Source organism: Lysobacter korlensis (assembly GCF_042434515.1).
Genome location: NZ_JBHLTG010000010.1, coordinates 58,794 through 82,591 on the forward strand (window position 1 = coordinate 58,794; position 23,798 = coordinate 82,591).

General features: G+C 69.2%; 18 protein-coding genes and 1 tRNA gene. 14 read left to right on the top strand and 5 right to left on the bottom strand.

The window, feature by feature from the left end:
• Window positions 1-4: 4 nt before the first annotated feature.
• Window positions 5-973 carry a metallophosphoesterase gene (locus tag ACFFGH_RS29365; RefSeq protein ID WP_386675534.1) on the bottom strand — a complete coding sequence of 323 codons (969 nt, stop codon included), beginning with the start codon at window positions 971-973 and terminating at the stop codon, window positions 5-7.
• Window positions 970-3,585 (bottom strand): transglycosylase domain-containing protein, encoded by a 2,616-nt coding sequence (locus ACFFGH_RS29370; RefSeq protein ID WP_386675536.1) that lies wholly within the window; start codon window positions 3,583-3,585, stop codon window positions 970-972. The genes ACFFGH_RS29365 and ACFFGH_RS29370 overlap by 4 nt, the downstream gene beginning before the upstream one ends.
• Window positions 3,586-3,628: 43 nt before the next feature.
• On the opposite strand from ACFFGH_RS29370, the gene sp36 reads away from it, so the two are divergent.
• Together sp36 and ACFFGH_RS29380 are read left to right on the top strand one after the other, a co-directional pair.
• Window positions 3,629-3,796, top strand: coding sequence for a Sp36 family protein (gene sp36 / locus ACFFGH_RS29375; RefSeq protein ID WP_386675538.1), 168 nt, complete (start codon window positions 3,629-3,631; stop codon window positions 3,794-3,796).
• Window positions 3,793-4,257 carry a RidA family protein gene (locus ACFFGH_RS29380; RefSeq protein ID WP_386675540.1) on the top strand — a complete coding sequence of 155 codons (465 nt, stop codon included), beginning with the start codon at window positions 3,793-3,795 and terminating at the stop codon, window positions 4,255-4,257. Before sp36 ends, ACFFGH_RS29380 begins: the two co-directional genes overlap by 4 nt.
• A gap of 64 nt (window positions 4,258-4,321) precedes the next feature.
• Here ACFFGH_RS29380 and acs read toward each other — a convergent pair whose 3' ends face one another.
• The gene (acs, locus tag ACFFGH_RS29385; RefSeq protein WP_386675542.1) at window positions 4,322-6,283 is read right to left on the bottom strand and encodes an acetate--CoA ligase; all 1,962 of its coding nucleotides are present in this window, start codon (window positions 6,281-6,283) and stop codon (window positions 4,322-4,324) included.
• Between the two features lie 401 nt (window positions 6,284-6,684).
• On the opposite strand from acs, the gene ACFFGH_RS29390 reads away from it, so the two are divergent.
• The 11 genes from ACFFGH_RS29390 (at window position 6,685) to ACFFGH_RS29440 (ending at window position 17,058) form a co-directional block, all read left to right on the top strand.
• A complete protein-coding gene (locus ACFFGH_RS29390) occupies window positions 6,685-7,713 on the top strand; it encodes a TadA family conjugal transfer-associated ATPase (RefSeq protein WP_386675544.1) in 1,029 nt (342 codons plus the stop codon).
• Window positions 7,700-8,596: a hypothetical protein gene (locus ACFFGH_RS29395; RefSeq protein ID WP_386675547.1), complete on the top strand. Its 897-nt coding sequence runs from the start codon at window positions 7,700-7,702 to the stop codon at window positions 8,594-8,596. Before ACFFGH_RS29390 ends, ACFFGH_RS29395 begins: the two co-directional genes overlap by 14 nt.
• 24 nt (window positions 8,597-8,620) lie before the next feature.
• Entirely contained in the window at window positions 8,621-9,496 is an 876-nt protein-coding gene (ypfJ, locus tag ACFFGH_RS29400; RefSeq protein WP_386675549.1) for a KPN_02809 family neutral zinc metallopeptidase, read from the top strand.
• 154 nt (window positions 9,497-9,650) lie between these two features.
• Window positions 9,651-9,863, top strand: a complete 213-nt coding sequence (locus tag ACFFGH_RS29405; RefSeq protein WP_386675551.1) for a DUF4244 domain-containing protein — start codon at window positions 9,651-9,653, stop codon at window positions 9,861-9,863.
• A 58-nt stretch (window positions 9,864-9,921) separates the two neighbouring features.
• Window positions 9,922-10,191: a TadE family type IV pilus minor pilin gene (locus tag ACFFGH_RS29410; protein WP_386675553.1), complete on the top strand. Its 270-nt coding sequence runs from the start codon at window positions 9,922-9,924 to the stop codon at window positions 10,189-10,191.
• Window positions 10,172-10,528 (top strand): Rv3654c family TadE-like protein, encoded by a 357-nt coding sequence (locus ACFFGH_RS29415; RefSeq protein WP_386675555.1) that lies wholly within the window; start codon window positions 10,172-10,174, stop codon window positions 10,526-10,528. Before ACFFGH_RS29410 ends, ACFFGH_RS29415 begins: the two co-directional genes overlap by 20 nt.
• A 137-nt stretch (window positions 10,529-10,665) precedes the next feature.
• A complete protein-coding gene (gene topA, locus ACFFGH_RS29420; RefSeq protein ID WP_386675557.1) occupies window positions 10,666-13,395 on the top strand; it encodes a type I DNA topoisomerase in 2,730 nt (909 codons plus the stop codon).
• Window positions 13,396-14,016 (top strand): dTMP kinase, encoded by a 621-nt coding sequence (tmk, locus tag ACFFGH_RS29425; protein ID WP_386675559.1) that lies wholly within the window; start codon window positions 13,396-13,398, stop codon window positions 14,014-14,016.
• 92 nt (window positions 14,017-14,108) lie between these two features.
• On the top strand, window positions 14,109-15,287 hold the full coding sequence (locus ACFFGH_RS29430) for a DNA polymerase III subunit delta' (RefSeq protein WP_386675561.1): 1,179 nt from the start codon (window positions 14,109-14,111) through the stop codon (window positions 15,285-15,287).
• Between the two features lie 9 nt (window positions 15,288-15,296).
• A complete protein-coding gene (locus ACFFGH_RS29435; protein WP_386675563.1) occupies window positions 15,297-16,838 on the top strand; it encodes an alpha/beta hydrolase in 1,542 nt (513 codons plus the stop codon).
• Window positions 16,839-16,982: 144 nt separating this feature from the next.
• Window positions 16,983-17,058 (top strand) — tRNA-Thr (locus tag ACFFGH_RS29440).
• A gap of 140 nt (window positions 17,059-17,198) precedes the next feature.
• Here ACFFGH_RS29440 and ACFFGH_RS29445 read toward each other — a convergent pair.
• Window positions 17,199-18,437 (bottom strand): MFS transporter, encoded by a 1,239-nt coding sequence (locus ACFFGH_RS29445; RefSeq protein WP_386675565.1) that lies wholly within the window; start codon window positions 18,435-18,437, stop codon window positions 17,199-17,201.
• A 655-nt stretch (window positions 18,438-19,092) separates the two neighbouring features.
• The gene (locus tag ACFFGH_RS29450) at window positions 19,093-20,892 is read right to left on the bottom strand and encodes a bifunctional metallophosphatase/5'-nucleotidase (protein WP_386675567.1); all 1,800 of its coding nucleotides are present in this window, start codon (window positions 20,890-20,892) and stop codon (window positions 19,093-19,095) included.
• Between the two features lie 166 nt (window positions 20,893-21,058).
• Here ACFFGH_RS29450 and ACFFGH_RS29455 point away from each other — a divergent pair, with 166 nt between their 5' ends.
• Complete coding sequence (locus ACFFGH_RS29455; protein WP_386675569.1) at window positions 21,059-23,710, top strand: ExeM/NucH family extracellular endonuclease; 2,652 nt, start codon at window positions 21,059-21,061, stop codon at window positions 23,708-23,710.
• Window positions 23,711-23,798 lie beyond the last annotated feature (88 nt).

A 23,798-nucleotide genomic window follows, 5' to 3' on the forward strand; every position in this document is an offset into this window, starting at 1 on the left:
CTCGTCAAGAATAGCCGATATCTCCGGGGGTCAGCGTCACGACCACGGCCTCCGGCGGGCAGGAGAACCGCACCGGCGCGTAGATCGAGGTGCCCAGTCCCGCCGAGACGTTGAGATACGCCGCCCGGGACGCGTGGTGCCAGACGCTCAGACCCTGCGCCTGGTCCCGCGGGATGTCGCAGTTGGTGACGATCGCCGGCTGACCGGGGAGCCGCACCTGGCCGCCGTGCGTGTGCCCGGCGAAGATGACGTCGGCGCCGTGCGTGATGAACGTGTTGAGCACCCGCTGGTACGGCGAGTGTGTCACACCGATCGTGACGGCCTCAGGCCCGGAGGGGTCGTCCTGCCAGCCGACGTTCTCCCGCATCTCATCGATCGCGCCGGTGAGCCGGTCGAGCCGGTCCCAGCCGCGGTGCGCGTCGTTCACACCGAACAGCTCGATGCGGGAGCCGCGGTACTCGATGGCCCTGGCCGTGTTGTTCAGGTCGAGCCACCCGAGCTCATCGGTGAAGTAGCGCTCAAGCGCACCGGTGTCGAGATCCGGTTCCCTTCTTCCGCCGCCCGACGGGGACGAGAGGTACTTGAGCGGGTTCTTCGCGGTCGGGCCGAAGTAGTCGTTCGATCCGTGGACGAACACGCCCGGCACGCCGCGGAACGAATCGAGCGCCTCCTGAAGCCCCTCCAGCCCACGCTCGTGCCCGAGGTTGTCGCCCGTGTTGATCACCAGATCCGGCTCGAGCGCCGCCAGCGAGCGGACCCACTCCTGCTTGATGCGCTGCCAGGGCGCCATGTGCAGATCGCTCAGGTGCAGGATCGTGATGGAGCGCGCTCCTGGATCAAGCACCGGCACCTGCTCGTAGCGCACGGTGAACCGGTTGCGCTCGACCAGGCCCCCATACGCGAGCGCTCCGAGGCCGGCGACCGCCGCTCCCGCGACGGTGCCGGCCACCACCCGGCTGACTGCCGGGCTCAACAGGACTCGCGCAGCACGCCGACGTCGACCCGGCTGCCGGGCTTGGCGGTCTCGCCGCCACCGGGGTTCTGGGCTACGACGCGACCGAAGTCGCCGTCATTGTCGTTCCCGTTCCCGTTCCCGTTCCCGTTGCCGTTCCCGTTGCCGTTCTCGTCGTCTTCGTCTTCGTCTTCGTCTCCGCGGTCGGCCGGAACGCACACCTCCCGCACCTCGAACCCGGCACCGCTCAGCGTCCCTCGCGCGTCGTCGAAGCTCTGCCCGACGACATCCGGAACCTCGACACCGATCTGCGAGCCGTTGCTTGTGTAGACCGTCACGGTGCTGCCCAGCGCCACGCGGCTTCCGGGTGCCGGGTTGCTCGCCGCGACCGTGCCCACTGGCATGTCGGAGTCGACCTCGCCCCCGTGGTTGAAGCCGAGTCCGACCGCCGCGAGGGCAGCCCGCGCGCCGTCGAGCGACGATCCGATGATGCCTCCCGGCACGCGCGGCGCGTTGGCGCCGTTGAAGAACTTCGGCTCGACGGCGGGGAACTGGTCTCCGCCGTACTTGGCATTGATGGCACGGATGATGGGCTGCGCGATCTGGTGCCGCACGTCCGCGTAGAAGGGCCAGTATCCGGTGGCGGAGATCCGCCGCAGGTTCTGCTCGCCCGAGATGTTGCCCACCCAGGTCGCGGTGGCGACCTTGGTGGTCGCACCCATCACCCAGGTCTGGATCGCATCGTCCGTCGTTCCGGTCTTGCCGAAGATCGGGATGCCGTCTCCCGGGTTCGCGCCGTAGTTCGCCATCGCCCGCTGCATGGCGTAGATCCCGGCGGCCGCGACCGCCGGGTCGAGCGCCTCGCGGCAGTCCTTCTTCTGACCGGGAAGCTCCTCGCCCTGGGGGTCGATGATCTTCACCACGGCGCGCGGTTCGCAGTAGACACCCTTGTTGGCGATGGCGGCGTACGCGGCGGCCATGGTGAGCGGCGCGACGTTGTCGTCCGAGGAGCCCAGGATGAACGAGGGATTCTGGTCCTTCAGCTCCGCCCCGTTGGCGGAGTGCACGCCCAGGCTCTCCGCGATGCCGGAGATGTCGCACAGATTCAGCTGCTTGGCCATCTCCGCGAACACGATGTTCACCGACCCGACCGTGCCGTCGACAACGGTCCGCGAGCCGCTCTCGCCCGCGTCGTTCCCGAGCTCCCAGACGCCGCCGAGCGGACCCTCGCAGTGCTTGAACTCGGTGAGGTCGTACGTCTTCTCGTTCGCGTCCACCACCTCGTTGAGTCCCCGGCCGGCCTTCAGCCAGGCGAGGAGCGTGAAGGGCTTCATCGTCGATCCCGGGCGGAACCCGTTGGAGCCGCCATAGGCCTTGTCGGTGTTGAAGTTGACGGCGCTCTTCGTCCACTGGTCGGCGGCCTCTGGACTGTCGTCGAACGTCTTGTTCTGCGCCATCGTGATGATCCAGCCGGTGCCGACCTCGACGCTCGTCGATGCCGCGCCGAGCCGGAAGCGGTCCTCGCGGCCGTTCGCATTCGCCCAGACCGAATCCTGTGCGATCTTGTTCAGGTTCAGGTCGAGCGAGGTGTAAATCTTGTAGCCGCCCCGCGCCCAGTTGGCGGCGCGCTCTTCCGGCGTCGCGCCGAGGCTCTCCAGGTCCTCGATGCTCTTCCGGATGTAGTCGCACCACTGCCGGCCGTACTCGTGTGCGCTGCGGCAGCCATTGCTCGGGTTGCGGAGCGTGACGGTGGTCTCGTCCACCGGTGTGGCGATCGCCTCGTCGTACTCCTCCTGCGTGAGCTTCTTGTCCTGCAGCATGCGCGTGAGGATCTGGTCGCGGCGCTCCTGGTTGGGGCCGTAGTGCTCCGGGTCGTCGAGGCTGCGCAGACCCGGGTACTGCACGATCGCGATGAGACTGGCCGCCTGGGCGGGCGTCAGCTTCGCCGCGGTGGTCTTGTAGTACCGCTCGGCGGCGGCCTCGATGCCGTACGTGTTGCCGCCGAAGCCGGCGATGTTGAGGTAGGCGAGCAGGATCTCCTGCTTCGAGTACTTCTTCTCCAGGGAGATCGCCAGGCGCATCTCGCGCAGCTTGCGGTCGAAGCCCTCAGGATCGATGGCCTCCTGGTAGGCGGCCTTCCGCTCCTCCGCGTCCTCGATCTCGAGGGCCTGCTGGACGAAGATGTTCTTCACCAGCTGCATGGTGAGCGTCGACGCGCCGCTCTGGATGCCGCCCGAGACGGTGTTGCCGACCGCCGCGCGCACCACTGCCGCGACATCCACGCCGCCGTGCTCATAGAACCGGCGGTCCTCGCCGCTGGTCAGGGCGTTCTTGGCGTGCTCCGAGATCTGGTCCCAGCCGACCTCTTCACGGTTCTGCTGGAAGATCGTCGCGATCTTCTTCGGCTTGCCGTCCTGCATCGCGTAGATGGTGTTCCGCTCGACCTGCCGGTTCAGCTCGATGAAGTTCGGCAGGTTCTCGAAGATGCTGATCGAGGTGCTCGCTGTCATGCCGGTGATGGCGATCGCGGGGGTGACCATGACCGTCACGAGCACGCCGGCGAGGGCGCTGAAGCCGAACAGTCCGGCGATCGCGCCGAGGATCCCGGCAGGCTTCGTTTTTTGGGCAGACATACAATCAAGGGTACGCGATGGCGCCCGGAGCGGAGTTGAATGGATGGCTGACATGCCGACGTGGGAATACCTCACGACACCCCTGATGATCCACAATACGACCGCGATCCTGAACACCTGGGGCTCCCAGGGGTGGGAGCTGGTTCAGGTCGTCCAGGGCCCGGAAGGTGGCCTCGTGGCCTACCTGAAGCGCCCGAAGGCCGCGGAATGAGCGGGGCCGTGGCGGCCCGGCTCGCTGAGCTGGGGCTCACCCTGCCGCAGGTCACGAAGCCCGTGGCGTCTTATGTGCCGGCCGCTGTGACCGGCAACCTGGTCTTCACCGCCGGTCAGCTCCCGTTCGCTGATGGCGCACTCCCGGCGACCGGGAAAGTGGGCGCCGAGGTGTCGGCGGAGGACGCGCAGCGGTTCGCCCGCACGTGCGCGCTGAACGCGCTCGCGGCCGCCGAGAGCGTCATCGGCTCGCTCGACCGCGTCACCCGGATCGTCAAGGTCGTCGGCTTCGTCGCTTCCGCACCCGACTTCACCGGCCAGCCCGCGGTGATCAACGGCGCATCCGACGTGCTGGCCGAGATCTTCGGGGACGCAGGCAAGCACGCCCGCAGCGCCGTCGGGGTCGGGGTTCTCCCGCTCGACGCCCCGGTCGAGGTGGAGCTCATCCTCGAGTTCGCCTGACCGACTCCGGTCCCTGAGCCCGTCGAAGGGTCGGACGCTTCGACGAGCTCAGCGACCGCTGCGATCAGCGGAGCTTGTCGGTGATGATCTGCATCACCGAGGTGTCGGCGAGGGTCGTGGTGTCGCCGACCTCCCGGCCCTCCGCCACATCGCGGAGCAGTCGGCGCATGATCTTGCCCGACCGGGTCTTCGGCAGCTCGGAGACGATGTAGATCGTCCGCGGACGCGCGATCGCGCCGATCTGCTCGGCGACGTGCTTCCGCAGCACGTCGGACGCCTCAGATGCGGTGGCGACGTCCGCCTGCCGGGCTTTCACGATGACGAACGCCACGACCGCCTGGCCGGTGGTCTCGTCACTCGCGCCGACCACGGCGGCCTCGGCGACCCAGGGGTGCGACACCAGGGCGGATTCGATCTCCGCGGTGGAGAGGCGGTGGCCCGAGACGTTCATCACATCGTCGATGCGGCCGAGCAGCCAGAGGTCGCCGTCCTCGTCCTTATGGGCACCATCACCGGCGAGGTAGAACGGTCCGCCGGGCGCGTCCCAGAACTTCGACCAGTAGGTCTCCCTGAACCGGTCCGGGTCGCCCCAGATGCCGCGCAGCATGGATGGCCAGGGCGCGGTCACGGCGAGGAGCCCCCCCTGGTTGTTCTCAACCGGGGTGCCGTCGTCGCCGAGCACGTCGACCGTGATGCCCGGGATCGGCACCTGAGCGGAGCCGGGCTTCGCGGTGGTGACGCCAGGGAGGGCGGAGACCATGATGCCGCCGGTCTCGGTCTGCCACCAGGTGTCGACGACAGGGGTGGTGCCACCGCCGATCACCTCCCGGTACCAGACCCACGCCTCCGGGTTGATCGGCTCCCCGACGCTGCCCAGCACCCGGAGCGACGACAGATCGAACCGCTGGGGGATCTCGCGGCCGACCTTCATGAACGAGCGGATCGCCGTGGGGGCGGTGTAGAAGATCGACACCTTGTACTTCTGGATGAGCTCCCACCAGCGGCCGGGGTGCGGGGTGTCCGGGGTGCCCTCGTACAGCACCTGGGTCGCCCCGTTCGCCATCGGCCCGTAGATCGCATAGCTGTGTCCGGTCACCCAGCCGACATCGGCGGTGCACCAGTACACATCCGTCTCCGGATGCAGGTCGAACACGAACTTCTGGGTGAACGCGACCTGGGTCAGGTACCCGCCACTGGTGTGCAGGATGCCCTTCGGCTTTCCGGTGGTGCCGGAGGTGTAGAGGATGAACAGCGGGTTCTCCGCCTCGAAGCCCTGCGCCTCGTGCTCGTCCGCTGCGCCCGCCATCGCGTCGTTCCACCACTGGTCTCGGCCGTCGGTCCAGTCGATCGCGTTCTGCGCGCGCCGGACGACGAGCACGCTCTCCACCGTCGACTTCCCGTCGGCAAGGGCGGCATCGACGGCGGGCTTCAACTGCACCACCTTGCCCTTGCGCCATCCGCCGTCCGCAGTGATCACGAGCTTCGCCGATGCGTCGTCGATGCGGGCGCGGAGGCTCTCGGAGCTGAAGCCGCCGAACACGACCGAGTGCACCGCTCCGATTCGGGCGACGGCGAGCATCGCGACAACCGCCTCCGGGATCATCGGCAGGTAGATCGCCACCCGATCGCCCTGCCCGATGCCGAGCGATGTCAGCACGTTGGCGGCGCGTTTGACCTCGGCGGTCAGCTCCGCGTACGTGACGGTGCGGGTGTCGCCCGGCTCGCCCTCCCAGTGGAACGCGACCCGGTTCCCGTTGCGTGCCTCCACGTGCCGGTCGAGGCAGTTGTACGCGACATTCAGTCTGCCGTCGGCGAACCACTTCGCGAACGGCGGGTTCGACCAGTCGAGCGTCTGCGAGAACGGCGTCTCCCAGGTCAGCAGCTCCCTGGCCTGGGCTGCCCAGAACCCCAGGCGGTCCGCTTCCGCCCGCTCGTACAGGTCCGGTCCCGCAACCGCGGAGGCGGCGAACTCCGGGCTGGGAGGGAACCTTCGGTTCTCATGCAGGAGGCTGTCGATCGACGTCATTGACGAGAGGTCCCTTGTCGGAGCAGAACTGGTCCGCGCCGGCCGGCGGCGGACGCTCTCGATCCTACTGACGGGGCGGTGAGCGGTGCCACGTGCTGCGGCGCGACGGCTCACCTGAATATCCCCTGTCAACAGCCAGGAATACCGCTTGCGGCGCAAAGGCAAAGGAGTACTATCGAGTAGCCGAGCGAGAGTTCGGTTCCGCAACGTCAGCGATTCCCCCCAATCCGACGTTGCTGTGGCGGCGCCTATTCCCCCCAATGGGCGCCGCCCCTCTTTAACCCGTCGATCGGCCCGCTCTCAGGGTGCGTCAAGTCCTCCCCAGCGTTCGCGCACGCATGGCAGGCCCCGAGTGCCTCACCCGCACTCCAGCCGAGTCGTCGGTCGCATACCGTCGCCGCATGCCAGCCGCCCCCTTCGTTCCGGTGCGAGCCGGCGCCGGAGCATCTGCGCCCGATGCGCCGCTCGATGATCCGCACGCCGGCGAGCCCCGGGGTTTCGCGCGGAACGCCACCGGCTTCGGGCCCCTCTCGTCGCTCGTGGCAGATCCGGCCGTGACCGATGTGCTGGTGAACTCGCCCGAGGTCTGGCTGGACTCCGGGGACGGGCTGGTGAGAGCGTCCATCCGGATTCCGGAGGACCGGGCGCGCGACCTGGCCGTGCGGCTCGTGCAGCTGGGCGGGCGGCACCTCGACGAGGCGAGCCCGTGCGTCGACGTGCGCCTCCACGACGGGATCCGCGTTCACGCCGTGCTGCCGCCCATCTCGCCGTCGGGCACACTGATCTCCATCCGGCTGCCACGTCTCGGACGATGGAGCCTCGATCACCTCGAACAGCAGGGGATGCTCACCGCCCAGCAGCGACGCGAGCTCACGGAACTGGTGGAGGTCCGCGAGAACGTCTTGGTCACCGGCGGCGCTGGGGCAGGGAAGACCACGCTGCTCGCCGCGTTGCTGAGCGCCGCCGCGCCGACCGAGCGGATCGTGGTCGTGGAGGACGTGGCGGAGCTGCGGGTCGACCACCCGCACACCGTCTCGCTCGAGGCGCGCCAGCCCAACATCGAGGGTGCCGGCGGCGTCTCGCTCGAGGAGCTGGTGCGGCAGGCGCTTCGGATGCGGCCGGACCGGCTGGTGGTCGGTGAGTGCCGCGGGCCGGAGGTGCGGGAGCTCCTCACCGCTCTCAACACCGGCTCAGCGGGTGGTGCGGGCACGGTGCACGCCAACTCCCTCCAGGATGTGCCGGCGCGGCTGGAGGCGCTCGGGGCGCTGGCGGGCCTCGGGGCCGAGGCGCTCGCCCGCCAGGCGGTGAGCGCGGTGGGCACGGTGCTTCACCTCGAGCACGCCAGCGGCTCGCGCCGGCTGGTCGCGGTCGGCCGGCTTCGGCTCAACCGCCGCGACCGGCTCGAGGTGCAGCGGCGTGAACTCGGCTGAGGAGTTCGACCGCGCCGCCGGCACGGTGCACCGGTTGGCGGTGCTGCTCGCCGCGGGTGTGCCCCCGTCAAGCGCCTGGGGCTACCTGGACGCCGAGCCCGGCAGTCCGGCGGCCGCTGCCGCAGAGTTCATCGCCGGCGGTGTCCCGGTCGCCGAGGCCGTCGCCGCGGCGGCCGCACGCGCTCAGGCGAAGCAGCGGGAGGCGTGGCAGTGCCTCGCCCTCGCCTGGGCGATCGCCACGGTCTCCGGCGCGCCGCTCGCCCCGAGCCTGCAGCGCATGGCGTCCGCCCTTCGCGATCTCGGGCAGACGTCGCGGGAGATCGGCGTCGCCCTCGCCGGCCCGGCAGCCACCCGACGGCTGGTGCTCTGGCTGCCTGCTCTCGGGATCCTGTTCGGGATCGGCCTGGGGTTCGATCCGCTCCGTGTGCTGCTCGGCACACCACCCGGGTGGGTGTGCGGCGGGGCGGGCATCGGCCTGCTGCTGCTCGCCCGGGGGTGGACGGCGCGTCTCGTCGCTGCCGCTCAGCCGAGCGGCACGGTGCCTGGGATGGATCTGGACCTCCTGGCCATCGCGCTCTCCGGTGGCGCGTCGATCGACCGGGCCTGCGAGATCCTGCGCGAGCATGCCGGCACCGAAGCCGGCACAACGGCCGAGCGCGTGCTGCGACTCGCCGTCCGGGCCGGCGTGCCGGCGGCCGACCTCCTCCGTGCCGAGGCGGACCAGGCGCGGCGCGAGCACCTCGCCGGGGCGCAGATCCGCGTCGCGAGACTCGGCGTGACGCTCCTGCTGCCGCTCGGGATCTGCGTGCTGCCCGCCTTCCTCGCCCTCGGAGTGGCGCCGCTGCTGCTCTCAGTGCTCACTCAGACGATGGGCACCTTCTGAGCCGGCGTGGATACGGTGTGCCTCATGACGTTCAATGACGATGCCCGGATCGGCCGCGGTAGGGTGAGCAAGCGCGGCCGGAACACCGGCATCGCCGTGGGCGGCGGCGGCCTCGGGCTGGTCGCGATCGTGCTGATCGGACAGCTCTTCGGGGTGGACCTCTCCGGCCTCGCCGGTGGGCTCGGCGGCGGGGCGCCCGCGGCGCCCGGCGAGGAGATCAGCCTTGCGGAGTGCGACACCGGCCAGGACGCCAACGAGAACATCGATTGCCGGATGGTCGGCGCGGCGGACACGCTCGACGACTACTGGTCGGGGCAGGTCCAGGGCTACGTGCAGCCGGAGCTTGTTCTCTTCACCGAGTCGGTGAGCACCGGATGCGGCAACGCCACGAGCGCTGTGGGTCCCTTCTACTGCCCCGCCGACCGTTCCATCTACATCGATACCGCGTTCTACGACGACCTGCAGACGCGCTTCGGCTCGGAAGGTGGTCCGCTCGCCGAGCTGTATGTCGTCGCGCACGAGTGGGGCCACCACATCCAGAACACGACCGGCATCATGGATGGCCTCAACATGCAGGAGAGCGGGCCCGACTCGGACGGTGTGCGACTCGAGCTGCAGGCGGACTGCTTCGCCGGCGCCTGGGCCGGAGATGCGACGGAGACCCAGGACGCTGAAGGGCGACCGCTGCTCGAGCCCATCACGCAAGATCAGCTGCAAGAGGCGCTGAGCGCAGCCGCGGCGGTCGGCGATGACCGCATTCAGGAGCGGACCTCGGGTCAGGTTCAGCCGGAGACGTGGACCCACGGGGCCAGCGAGTCTCGCCAGAAGTGGTTCGTCGTCGGGTATGAGGAGGGGCCGCAGGCCTGCAACACGTTCGACGTGCCGGCGAACCAGCTCTGATCGGTGCCGGTCGGCGGGGGCGCGGCGGTCCATCCCGTCCTCCCCGGCAGCACGGCATCGAGCAGACCCCACCGACGCGATGAGTTCCGCGTGCCCGCCCGGTCGCACATGCACACTGAAGACGTTCGTGCCGACGATCTCGAGGAGGCACGTGTTGATCCGCACAAACCGACGCACCGGACCCACCCATCCCGGCCGTTTCCGTCCGCTGCTGCGCGACGACCGAGGCGCCGCGACCGCCGAGTACGCCGTGGCCACGCTCGCTGCCGTCGGCTTCGCAGGACTGCTGGTGGTGATCATGCGCAGCGATGAGGTGCGGCAGATGCTCACCGATGTGGTGCGCACCGCCCTGACACTGCCGGGCTGAGGTGCGCGCCGAGCGGGGGAGCGTCACGGCGGAATTCGCGGCTGCGCTTCCCGCAGTCATGCTGCTCATGGCGCTGGCGCTCGGCGCGCTCGCCGTCGGCTCCCAGTCGGTGCGGCTGCAAGACGCGGCGGGCCTCACCGCACGGGCGCTCGCCCGCGGCGATCCGCCACCTGCGGCCGAGGGGATAGCAGGTGTGCTGGTCCCCGGCGCGGTGGTCTCCCGCCGTGACCGGGCGGGGCTCGTGTGCGTGGTTCTGACGGCACGGGCACCCGGGCCCCTCTCCGCTCTCGAACTCCGCGCGGAGAGCTGTGCGCTGGCGGAACGATGAGGGCGGCGCCGGATCGGTCCTCGCCCTCGGGACCGTCGCGGCGCTCGCGGTGGCGATCACGGTGCTGCTGCCCTTCGCGCTCCTCGCCCCGGTCAAGCACCGTGTGAAGGACGCCGCCGACGCGGCGGCGCTCGCCGCCGCCGACTCCGTCGTGGGCCTTGCGCCCGGAGCGCCGTGCGAACTGGCCACAACCGTCGCGGAAGGGAACGGCGCGTCCGTGCTGCGCTGCTCGGTCGACGGGCTCATCGCGACGATCACGGCCGGCGTCACCCTGCTCGGGCTGCCGATCACCGCCACCTCATCCGCCGGACCGCCCGCCGAGAACGCACCTCCGTAGACCAGGGAGCCGGAGCGGGCGGAGTCGGTTCGGGGACGCGGTGGGTTCCGCCCAGCGTTGCAGTGTGTATCGTGTCGCTGTCGGGCGACGAGAATTCCGCCCCGATCGCGACTTCCTTAATTAAGAGGTAACCACCAGTGCCAGGCACAAGAAAACTCGTCATCGTCGAGTCACCGGCGAAGGCGAAGACGATCGCTCAGTACCTGGGCGGTGACTACGACGTGCAGGCCTCCGTCGGCCACATCCGCGACCTGATCGAGCCGAAGAACCTGCCGCCGGAGCTGAAGAAGGGGTCGATGGGCAAGTTCTCCATCGATGTCGAGAACGGATTCGAGCCGTACTACGTCGTCTCCGACGAGAAGAAGCGCACCGTCACCGACCTCAAGCGCGCGCTCAAGGACGCCGACGAGCTCTACCTGGCAACTGATGAGGACCGCGAGGGCGAGGCCATCGCGTGGCATCTGCTCGAGGTGCTGAAGCCGAAGGTGCCGGTGCGGCGGATGGTGTTCCACGAGATCACCAAGGAGGCCATCCAGCGTGCGCGGGACAACACCCGCGACATCGACACCGCCCTCGTCGACGCGCAGGAGACCCGCCGCATCCTCGACCGGCTGTACGGCTACGAAGTGTCGCCGGTGCTGTGGCGGAAGGTCGGTCCGGGGCTGTCCGCCGGCCGGGTGCAGTCCGCTGCGACCCGGCTCGTCGTCGACCGCGAGCGTGAGCGGCTCGCCTTTCTCTCGGCGAGCTACTGGGACCTCACCGCACAGCTCTCACCATCGGCCGACAGCCAGGGGTCGCCGTTCGGGGCCCGGCTGAACCGGCTGAACGCCAAGCGCGTGGCCACCGGCCGTGACTACGACGATCTGGGCCGGCTGAAGAGCGACGCCGTCGCGCTCGACGAGGACACCGCGCAGCGGCTGGCGGAGGCGCTGCGTGCTCCCGGCGTGCCGATCGAGGTCGCCAGCGTCGAGTCCAAGCCGTACTCGCGGAAGCCCGCCGCGCCGTTCACCACGTCGACCCTGCAGCAGGAGGCGGCCCGCAAGCTCCGCTTCTCCGCCCGGCAGACGATGAGCACCGCGCAGTCCCTGTACGAGAACGGGTACATCACCTACATGCGCACCGATTCGCCGACGCTGTCGCAGCAGGCGATCGAGGCGGCCCGTGCCCAAGCGCGCGAGCTGTACGGTGCCGAGACGGTGCCCGAGCGCCCCCGCGTCTACACCGGTAAGAGCAAGAACGCGCAGGAGGCCCACGAGGCGATCCGCCCGGCCGGTGACACGTTCCGGACCCCGGGCCAGCTCGAGAAGACCCTGCGCGGCAACGAGTGGAAGCTCTACGACCTCATCTGGAAGCGCACCGTCGCGTCGCAGATGGCAGATGCGAAGGGCTCGACCGCATCGGTGACCATCACCGCATCCGTCCCTGAGCCAGTCGAAGGGGCCAAGACGGTGGCCGAGTTCACCGCATCCGGAACCGTCATCACGTTCCGGGGCTTCCTCTCCGCCTACGAGGAAGGGCGCGACGAAGAGCGCAACGACGCCGCCGAGCCCGCCGAGGCGAAGCTCCCGCCGCTGGAGCGCGGGCAGCGTCTCGGACTGCTCTCGGTGGATGCGAAGGGCCACGAGACCAGCCCGCCGCCGCGATACACCGAGGCGAGCCTGGTGAAGAAGCTCGAGGAGCTCGGCATCGGCCGCCCATCCACGTACGCGTCGATCATCTCCACCATCATCGACCGCGGCTACGTCACCCAGCGCGGCACCGCCCTCGTGCCGAACTGGATCGCGTTCAGCGTCGTCCGGCTGCTCGAGGAGTTCTTCGGCGAACTCGTGGAATACGACTTCACCGCCGAGATGGAGAACGACCTCGACCGCATCGCCGACGGTGAAGCGGATCGGTCCGGGTGGCTCAGCGAGTTCTACTTCGGCACCGACAAGCATCGTGGCCTGCGCGGCGTCGTCGACAACCTCGGCGACATCGACGCGCGCGAGATCAACTCCGTGCGCCTCTCCGACGACATCACGCTGCGAATCGGCCGCTACGGGCCCTATCTCGAGGTGGCGGAGGACGGCGCCGCGGAGGACGCCGCCCCCCGGCGGGTCAACATCCCCGCGGAGCTGGCACCCGACGAGCTGACCGTCGACAAGGCGCGTGAGCTGGTGGACGCGCCCGAGGTCGGAGAACGGGTGCTCGGAGTCAACCCGCAGAACGGCAAGCGGGTCGTCGCCAAGGAGGGCCGCTTCGGGCCGTACGTGACCGAACTGGACCCCGAGGAGCCGGAGGCCGAGGTCCAGCCGGCCGGGGACGGTGCGAAGCCGGCGAAGGCGAAGAAGAAGGTCGTCGAGAAGCCGCGCACCGCGTCCCTGTTCAAGAGCATGGACCCGCACTCCATCGACCTCGACACGGCCCTGAAGCTGCTCGACCTTCCGCGCACCGTCGGCGCGGACCCGGAGACCGGTGAGGAGATCCTCGCTCAGAACGGCCGGTACGGTCCCTACCTGAAGAAGGGCACCGACACCCGGTCGCTGGAGAGCGAGGATCTGATCTTCGACGTCGACCTCGACGGTGCGCTCGCGATCTTCGCCCAGCCGAAGTACGGTGCACGCCGCGCGTCGAGCGCGCTGAAGGAGTTCGACGCCGACCCGGAGAGCGGCAAGCCGATCCGGATCAAGGACGGCCGGTTCGGCCCGTACGTCACCGACGGTGTCACGAACGCGACCATCCCGCGGGGCGAGGAGGTCGAGACCGTCGACTTCGACCGGGCGGTCGAGCTGCTGGCAGACAAACGCGCGAAGGGACCGGCGAAGAAGGCTCCCGCGAAGAAGCCCGCAGCCCGCCGGACGACCACCGCGACGCGTAAGAAGAAGTAGGTGGCCGGCCTCTTCGTGACCTTCGAGGGCGGCGACGGGTCGGGCAAGTCCACGCAGTCCGCGTTGCTGCAGCAGTGGCTGGAGGAGGAGCAGCACCGTGAGGTGGTGCTGTCACGTGAGCCGGGTGGAACCGATCTGGGACTCGAGCTCCGGGAGATCATCCTGCACCGCCGCGGCTACATCGCGCCACGTGCCGAGGCGCTGATCTACGCCGCCGACCGCGCACACCACATCGCCACGAAGGTGCGCCCGGCCATCGAACGCGGCGCCGTCGTGCTGCAGGACCGCTACCTCGACTCCTCCATCGCCTATCAGGGCACCGGCCGGGAGCTGGACCCCGAGGAGGTGCGCCGGCTCTCGCTGTGGGCGGCGGAGGGCCTGCTGCCGGACCTCACCGTGCTGCTCGACCTGGATCCCGAGATCGGCCGCGCCCGGCTGGTAGAGTCCCGCACCCGCTACGACCGGCTCGAGGCGGAGGAGCACGACTTCCACAGCCGCGTCCGCGAGGCTTACCTGCGACTCGCCGCCGCCGAGCCCAAGCGGTTCCTCGTCCTCCCCGCCGACGATCCCGTCGACACGATCGCCAGCCGCGTCCGCACCCGAGTCGCCTCTCTCCTGTGACCGATCGGTCCCTGTGCCCGTCGAAGGGTCCGATCCGCACAGGGCCGACTGCGCCTGCCGCGCCCGTCGGCCGGTCCTTCTAGGCTGATCGTGTGGCGGGATGGGATGAGCTGATCGGGCAGCAGGAGGCGATCGACGTGCTCCGGGCCGCGGCCGCGGCGCGCCCCGGCGACGCCAGCGTGATGACGCACTCCTGGCTGATCACCGGACCTCCCGGCTCCGGCCGCTCCAACCTCGCCTTCGCGTTCGCGGCCGCGCTGCTCTCCCCGGCGGGCAACGGCGACACGGACGAAGCGACCGAACGCCAGGTCGACGCCCGCACCCATCCCGACCTCGCCGTGCTCAGCACCGAGCGCGTCATCATCACGATCGACGAGGTGCGCTCGCTGCTGTCGAGCTCCCAGTTCTCGCCATCGGTCGGGCGCTACCGGGTGATGATCATCGAAGACGCCGACCGGATGACCGAGCGCACCTCGAACCTGCTGCTCAAGGCCCTCGAAGAGCCGCCGCCCCGGACGGTGTGGATCCTCTGCGCGCCGAGCGACGCCGACCTGCTTCCCACCATCCGCTCACGAGTCCGCAGCGTCCGGCTGCGGGTCCCGTCCGTTTCGGATGTCGCCGCCCTCTTGGAGCGGCGGAACGGGATCGACGCAGTCACGGCACTCCGCGCCGCCCGCGAGGCGCAGTCGCACATCGGCATGGCCCAACGACTCGCGACGCACCCGGAGGCGCGGGAGCGCCGCAGCAGCACCCTGGGACTCGTCCTCGGCATCCGCTCGGTGCCCGACGCCGTCAACGCCGCTGCCACCCTGCTGGAGCTCGCCACGGCGGATGCGAAGGCGATCACCGAGGAGCGGGACGCGGAGGAGCGGCAGCAGGCGCTCCGGTCGCTCGGCGTCGAGCCCGGCGGCACCGTTCCGCCCGCGCTCCGCTCCCAGCTGAAGGCGCTCGAGGAGGACCAGAAGCGCCGGGCCACCCGGAGCCTCCGCGACGGGCTCGACCGGATCCTCGTCGACCTGATGTCGCTCTTCCGCGACATCCTGCTCGTGCAGCTCCAGGCACCCACCGAGCTCGTCAACGAGGCGATCCGGTCAGACGTCGAGCGCGCCGCGGCGGCGTCCGAGCCGCAGGACAGCCTTGGCGTGCTGGACGCGATCGCCACCGCCCGAGAGCGGATCGAGGGGAACGTCGCCCCGGCGCTCGCAATGGAGGCGATGCTGATGAGCGTGGCGCGTCCGCACCAGCGGGCCGATGCCAGGCCCACTGCGTAGGCTCGGCGCATGCATTCCCGTCGGACCCGTAGCCGCGCTCTCGCCGCTGCGGCCCTCGCTCCGCTGCTGCTCCTCACCGGCTGCACCGGCATCTTCGACCTCCTCACCCCCGCGGAGACGTCGACACCCACGGGCGAGGACGTCGAGGATGAGCTGCGCCCCTACTTCGAGCAGTCGATCGTGTGGAGGGCGTGCGGCAACGACGCGCAGTGCGCGACGGTGAAGGCGCCGCTCGACTGGGAGAACCCCTCCCCGGACACCGATATCGAGCTGGCGCTCACCCGGCATCGGGCGCTCGACGGCGACCCGCAGGGCAGCCTGTTCTTCAACCCGGGTGGGCCCGGAGCAAGCGGAGTCGACTTCGTGAAGAACTCACCTGAGGGCGTGGTGAGCGAAGAAGTGCGGAGCGACTTCGACCTGGTCGGCTGGGATCCGCGGGGCGTCGGCTCGTCGTCCGCCGTCGTCTGCTACACGGATCCGAAGGACTTCGACGAGTTCCTCTTCGGCATCCCGGAAGGCGAGCCCGGCTCGGCGGAGTGGATCGCGGACGTCGAGCGTGCCGGGGAAGACTTCGTCGACGCCTGCGCCGAGAACACGGGGGAGCTGCTCGGCTTCATCGACACGCTGAGCACCGTGCGCGACCTGGACCTGCTTCGTGCGCTCGTCGGCGACGAGAAGCTGAACTACTTCGGCATGTCGTATGGAACCCAGATCGGCGCCCAGTACGCGGACCTCTTCCCCGAGAAGGTCGGGCGGATGGTCCTCGACGCAGTCGTGAACCCTGCCGAGACCATGTACGAGCGGATCCTCGGCCAGACGGAGGGCTTCGACCGGGCGTTGCGCAACTACCTCCAGAACTGCCGCGAGACCGCCTGCCCCTTCACCGAAGACCCGGACACCGACATCCAGGTGATCGCCGACCTCTACGACCGGCTCGACGAGTCCCCGCTGCCGCACGACGACGGGAGGATGCTCAGCGCCGGCGTTCTCGACACGGCCATCAGCGCGGCCCTCTACGAGGAGCGGTATTGGCCCATCCTCAGCCAGGCCTTCCAGGAGATCGCGCTGGGGGAGACGGACACCACGTTCGCGCTCGCGGACGCCTACTTCCAGCGGGTGGACGGCGAGTACGAGGGCCACTTCTTCGAGTCGTTCTACGCGATCACCTGCATCGATCACCCGTCGGAGACCGACCCCGCCGAGTTGGAGCGCCAGGTAGAGGAGCTGAACCGGATCAGCCCGCTCGAGGGCGATGTCCCGATCGCCGACCCCGTCTGCACGAACTGGCCGTACCCGCCACGCGACATCGTCGGACCGGTGGAGGGGAAGGGCGCTGACCCGATCCTGCTGATCGGAACGACGGGTGACCCCGCCACCCCGTATGAGTCCGCGGTCGAGGTGGCCGAACAGCTGGAGAGCGGCGTCCTGATCAGCTACGACGGTGACGACCACATCGCATACGACGAAGGCGACCCGTGCGTGAACACACTCGTGGATGACTATCTCCTCACCGGCGCGGTTCCGGACGAGGATTTCAGGTGCGGGTTCTGACCCCTGCGCGTCCGCGTCTGCCACTGTGCAACAGCGGCGATACCTTGCGGCAGTAGTTCCAGCAGCTCGAGTCGCTGGTCGGATCGGAACGCCCGCGCTGATCGGCTAAGCTTTCTTGCTGTGCGCCGGGTGCCCCGCGGCCACGCCGCCTTAGCTCAGTCGGCAGAGCGATTCACTCGTAATGAATAGGTCAAGGGTTCGATTCCCTTAGGCGGCTCCACAGAGGGTATCCCGGTATCTTCGGGATACCTTCCCGGTATTGTTTCCCGGTTTCATCTACCTGGATCGTGCCCAGAAGTGTGAAAGCCTCCTGGCTCAACCAGGTGCTTCTTGGATTCGCGGCTCTGCCGGCGTGGTGACTCACGTGCGTTCAGCACCGCGATTGTCGATCTTCATGGTTCGTCCGAGCGATCGCCACACGGCGAGAGTGAATGCCACGTCGATCGCCGCACCGATGAGGAACGGCGTCCAAAGGCTGGTGCCTTGGGCGATGGCTCCTCCGATGAGTGCACCGATCGCTGAGCCACCCATGGTGATGAGGCCGTAGAGGCTGCCGATTCGCCCTTGCATCGGCTCTGGTACGAGGCGCTGCCGGGTGGTGGTTGCAACGGTTCCCCAGACTGCGGCGTGTGCACCGAAGACGAGCATGGCGAGGCCAGCGATGGCAGGGCTTTGCGTTGTGCCGAGGATCGCCAGAACGGCTGCTTCCACGATGAGACCGGTGCGGAGCAGTGCGGTTGCGCCGAAGCGGCGCATCAGGCGGGGGGCGATGAGGCTGCCGGTGAACCCGCCGACCGCGCTGGCGGTGATGAGTAAGCCGAATGCCGCTGGGGGGAGTCCGAGGCGCACGTTCACGTAGAGCACCCAGGATGCGAACGCCGCGGCGAAGGTGACGTTCATCACGGCGAGCAGCAGCGCGAGGAGTCGTACGGGCCGGTTCGTCGACAACCAGCGCATCCCGATGCTGATGTCGCGCCGGATCGTGCTGGGCCCGCTTGGGGGTCGCGAGGGGCGGACGTGGCGGCGGTGCAATCCGGTCAGGCACGTCGCGGCCAGCACCAGGGCGATCGCGTCGACCACGAAGGGCCATATCGGTTCCACGGCGAACAGCAGAGCGCCGACGGTCGGACCGACCATCTGGTTTCCCACGACGAAGACGGCACCGAGCCGGCCGTTGGCTTGGGCCAGGTGCTCGCTGGGAACCAACTCAGGCAACAGTGCCCCGGAGGTGGTGTCGGCCATCACCTCCACGACTCCCATCAAGAACAGCGTCCCGAGAAGCACGGGTACGGCAATACCGCCACTGAGTAGGAGCGCCACCACGGTGAGCGCGATGAGCGAACGTAACAAGGTGACGATTGCAAGGAATCGTGCGCGGTCCACGCGGTCGATCCAGGCGCCTGCGGGAAGTGCGATCACGACCCACGGCATCTGCTGCACGAAGATCGAGGCGCCGACGAGCACCGGATCTGATGTGACCGAGGCGACGAGCAGCGGGCCACCGGCCAATCGGATGCCGTCACCGGCACTTGTGGCAGTACCGGCCGCAAGAAACCATCGGAATCGAGTTCGCCAGGCCAGGTGCTGCGCGGCGCTCATTGCGCACGCGCCTGGGATGACGGCGAAGAAGATGACAAGACTGATCGCGAACGCGATCGCACCCGGACCCGGGACATGTAAGGAGACCTCGACTAGGAAAAGGTGTCGGAATACGCAGCAACGACTGGCATCCGCCGGGCAGGGCGGAAGTCCTCACCAGTTCGCCGCGCAGAGCGCCCAGATAGTCCGAGATCGGGTCAGGCAGCGAGGTGAGCGGTAGGGACCATGCGGTTGACGTCCGACAATTGGCCACCTCCTCGTCTCGATCGAGCTGATCGTACCCGCCTATCCGTGGTTCGGTCTAGACACCGACCGGCGGACAGGCGGCCGCGGCGGCCCCCGTCCCGGAGGACGAGCCGACGATCTTGCTGCTCCACCGGAGGATTCCAGCCAAGCGTCCGGAGGATCTGCCCTTCCAGGCGATGCCGCCAACCCTTGATCTCATGCCGGAGAACGGAATACCGGGAAAGCCCCTCCACAGGAAGAAGGCGTCGTCCGGATGGACGGCTCCTTCGTCTGTTGAGCGGGCGCGCGCGCCCGTCGACCGGACGGCGGGAGCGGCGCGCAGCAGACGGTCTCGGCACCGGGACGATTCCCGGCAACGACGATGGGCGCCCCAGACCTGAGTGTGGAGCGCCCATCCCTGTGGGGTGCGTCAGACCGCGACGATACGGCCCTGGCCGCCGACCGGGTACTGCTCAGCCGTGACGGTGCCGCCGAGGTCCACCTCCAGATACGTCTGGAACGCCTGCTGATAGGTGACCGGAAGCACGGTGAAGTCCACGCCGTCGAACGGGTATCCGTCACTGCCGCGGAGCAGGAAGTCGATCGTGGCGACCGAGATCGTCTCCAGCGCGCCGGTCGGAACACCGTCCTCCACGAGGACGGTTCCGTCGTCGAGAACGAGGTCTACGATGCGGGATCCCGCGGGCTGGTCGGCGTCGTAGGTGACCGAGTATCCGGCCGCCTGGGCGAAGGAGCCAGCCGGCTGCAGCACCCCGTCCTTCACCGCACCGGACAGGCCGTGCTCGACCCCGGCGATGAATGTCTCGACCGGCATGGCCGGTGCGACGGCCACGAAGTTCGCGAACGGCAGCACCGTGTAGGTGTCGAGTGCGCTCAGGTCGCCGGTCGGCAGCACGCTGGCGTTCCGGATGCCGCCGCCGTTCTGCAGGGCGACCACGGGCGCCGTCACCCCGGCCGCCTCCGCCTCACGCTGACCCGCCGCGAGCAGTGCGTCGGCGACCAGGTTGCCGAGGTTGGTCTCCCGGCTGCGGACGTCATTCCGGATGCCGTTGAGCGGCACCTCGGATTCAGCAACGATCTCCTCGGCCAGCGCCTCGACGTAGCCTTCGACGGGGCGGATGACCTGCTCCCGCACGGTGGGGTCGGGATCGACCGCGTCGGGGCCGACGGAGGTGACCGGGATCGCCCGGGAGAGGTCGTCGTGCACCGTCAGGATCTCGCCTGCCTTGTCGAAGGTGACCACGAGCCGGCCGACGTAGCCGTACAGCGCGTTGGTCGTCACGACGGGCACCACGTCGCCGTCCGCATCGGTCGGCGTCAACGGGTAGCTTCCGTACACCGTCGAGCCGTTCGGCAGGAGCGGGTCGCCCTCGTCCGCGAGAAGCTCGTGGCCGCCGCCGCCGACGATGATGTCGATCCCGCTCAGCTCCGCGGCGAGGGCGAGCTCGTTGTCGATGTCCTGCAGATGCGACACGAGCACGACCTTGTCGACGCCCGCCTCGGCATAGGCCGCAGCCTGCGCGTTCGCGATGCCGGCCAGATCCGGATCCACCGTCACGTTCCGGGAGCTGGACAGTCGGGGAAGGTCCGGAGTCGTGAGACCGATGATGCCGACCTGCTCGCCCTTGATCTTCTCGACGTGGGTGGTGACGATCGTGCCGTCTTCCACGTAGGCGAGCAGCGACGGCTCCGCCTCGAACCCGAGGTTGCCGGAGACGAACGCGGTGTCCGAGGTCACGTCACCCAGCCACTGCGCGAGGAAGTCGGGGTTCTGGTCGAAGTCGTGGTTGCCGAAGATCGAGACGTCGAACCCGGCGGCCGAGAAGGCGGTCGCGTCGTAGATCGGCTCGCCCGACTCCTCGCTCGCGGCCAGCTGCGCGCCGGGCAGGAAGATGTCGCCCGCGGAGATGGTCAGCTCGCCGCGCTTGCCGGCCTGGCCGGGCCCGGGCTTTCCGGTCGTGGCGGCCTTCTGCTGCTGCTGGATGAGCTCGACGAAGCGGTCGGCGCCGCCGTACGTGACGCCGTCGTCCGTGGTTGTCGGAAGCAGGGCGGACTCGAGGTCGTTGGCATGCAGCACAGTGAGGGTGAAGTCGGGCTTGGGGGACTTCACAGGCTTAGCGGCGCTGGCTGCGGCAGGTGCCGCACACGCCAGCAGCGTCGCGGCGGCCGCCGTGACGGCGAGCGCGCGACGAGTTGGAGCGGATGACATGGATCTCCTCGTGGGTCGGAAACAGGAACGCTACACGTTCCCAAGTCGAGGTGACCGGGAGGTGACCGGCGCGTGCCGGGACACGCCGAAGAGGAAATGCGATGTTCACGTTCGTCACTTACGGTCGCCAGGACGCACAACGCCACCCCCGGAAGGACAACCCTCAGTGCCACTCACCACCCTCGATCCGCACCGGCCCAGAGCCGTTGCTCTCGGCGCTTTCGGTGCCGTCGCCACCCTCGCACTGGCCGGGCTTCCGGCAGTCGGCGCGAGCGCGGCGCCGCCGACGGCGCCGTACATCTCCGAGATCCACTACGACAACGCCGGCACCGACACCGGCGAGTTCATCGAGGTGCATCTGCCCGCCGGCACCAGCTCCGCCGGGTTGTCCATCGTGCTGTACAACGGCGGCAACGGGGCGGTGTACGACACCGACGCCCTGCCGGCCGTGACAGCTCCCGCCGGGGCGGCCGCCGTCGCCGTGCTGGAGTATCCGGTGAACGGCATCCAGAACGGGAACCCGGACGGCGTAGCCCTCGTCCGCGGTGCCGAGGTGCTCGAGTTCCTGTCTTACGGCGGGGTGATGACGCCAACCACCGGCCCCGCGGCAGGGATCCCGAGCACCGACATCGGAGTGACGGAGACCAACTCGACTCCCGCCGGACAGTCGCTGTCCCGCAGCTACGACCCCACCTCCGACAGGCTGGTCTGGTCGGGTCCGGCGCCTGCAACGAAGGGCGCCGTGAACGGCGGCGGGACCACCGAGCCCGAGCCGGACCCGGTCGCCGTCTGTGACGTCGCGCCGACGCACGACATCGGTGCCGTCCAGGGTGAGGGCGCCCAGACACCGCTCGCTGGTCAGCGGGTCACCGTGCGCGGTGTCGTCGTCGGCGACGTTCCCGGATTCTCCGGCTTCTATCTCCAGGACGTGGACGGCGACGGCAACCCTGCCACCTCGGACGGCATCTTCGTCTTCAGCCCGGTTGCGGTGGACCTCGGGGACACCGTTGCCGTGACCGGCTCGGCGAGCGAGTTCGGCGGGCAGACACAGATCACCTCGCGCGAGGACGTGGCAGTCTGTGCCGATGGCACCGTGGCGGACCTCCCGGCTGCGGCTGCGCTCGACCTCCCGGCCGAGGACGCGACGCGGGAGCGCCTCGAGGGGATGCTCGTCGAGCCCGTCGACACCCTCACCGTGAGCGAGGTCTTCGACCTCACCAGCTTCGGCGAGCTGACCCTTTCCGAGGGCGGCCTGCTCGTGCAGCCGACCGAACTCGCCCGCCCCGGCACTGCCGAGGCGGCCGAGGTCGCGGAGAACAACGAACTGCGCCGCATCGTGCTCGACGACGGAAGAAGCGCCCGAGTCAGCACGACGACCCGTCCGTACCTGTCGCCGACCACCCCCGTGCGCGTCGGTGACGAGCTCGCATTCACGGAACCGCTGGTGCTGGGCTACGGCTTCAGCCAGTGGCGGCTGCAGCCGGCCGACGGCACCGCCGACGGCGTCTTCGCGCCGCAGAACACCCGCCCCGCTGAGCCGGAGGATGTCGGCGGTGATGTGCAGGTCGGTGCATTCAACGTGCTGAACTACTTCGTCACCTTCGGCGGGGAGGGCCGTGGCGCCCGCAGCGCGGAGCAGCTCGAGCTGCAGGCCGCCAAGATCGTGCCTGCGATCGAGGCGCTCGGCGCCGACGTGGTGACCCTCATGGAGATCGAGGACACCGATTCCACCGGCTACTCCCCGGGCGACGCCGACCAGGCACTCGCTGACCTCGTTCGCCGCCTCAATGAGGCTGCCGGGTACGACAAGTGGAGCTACGTGCCGCTTCCGGACGAGCTGTACGGAGTCGACCGCGACGCGATCCGCAACGGCATCATCTACCAGCACGATGTGGTCCAGCCGGTCGGCGAATCCGTCGCGCCGGTCGACGAGGAGGTGTGGTTCAACGCACGCGAGCCGATCGCGCAGACGTTCGTGATGGACGGCGACGCCTTCACCGTGATCGCGAACCACTTCAAGTCGAAGAGCGGTCCGCGGGATGGCGATCCCGCGCCGTCGCCGGACAACGTCGACGATGGCGATGGTCAGGGCTTCTGGAACGGGGACCGCGTGCGTCAGGCGGAGGCGCTCGCCGCGTTCGCCGCCGGCCTCCGGGAGCAGACCGGCGACGACGACGTGCTGATCATGGGCGACCTCAACGCGTACACGCAGGAGGATCCGATCGAGGCGCTCCGCGACGCCGGCTACATCGACCTGGGCGAGCTGCTCGACCCGGGCCGGTACAGCTACGTCTTCAACGACATGTCGGGGTCGTTGGACCACGCCATGGCGACCGCACCGCTGGCCGAGAAGGTGACCGACCTCACGCACTGGAACATCAACGCCGTCGAGTCGTTCGCCCACCAGTACTCCGGTGACCCGGCGCTCTACGCACCGACCCCGTACCGCTCGAGCGACCACGACCCGGTGGTGCTCGGGATCGACCTCGAAGAGCGCTGCTCCGGGCTGCTGCCGACGATCACGGGCACGGAGGGCGATGATGTGCTCCGCGGAACCAACCGCGCCGATGTGATCATGGGCCTCGCCGGGGACGACGTCATCACCGGGGGCAACGGTGAGGACATCATCTGCGGCGGTCGCGGCGACGACACTCTCGCCGGCGGCAACGGCGACGACCTCCTGCTGGGCGGCTTCGGTGTCGACACGCTGAACGGCGACAACGGTGACGATGAGCTCATCGGCGGCCCGGGAGCCGGCGATGTGCTGAACCAGGGACGGGGATCCGGCGCTGAGGACCAGGACGGCGCCGAGTCCTGAGCTGACGTGAGAGGCGCGGGTGCGAACGATGCGCCCGCGCCTCTTCGCGTCTCAGCCGGGGGCCGTCCCGTGTCCCGACCTCGTGCCG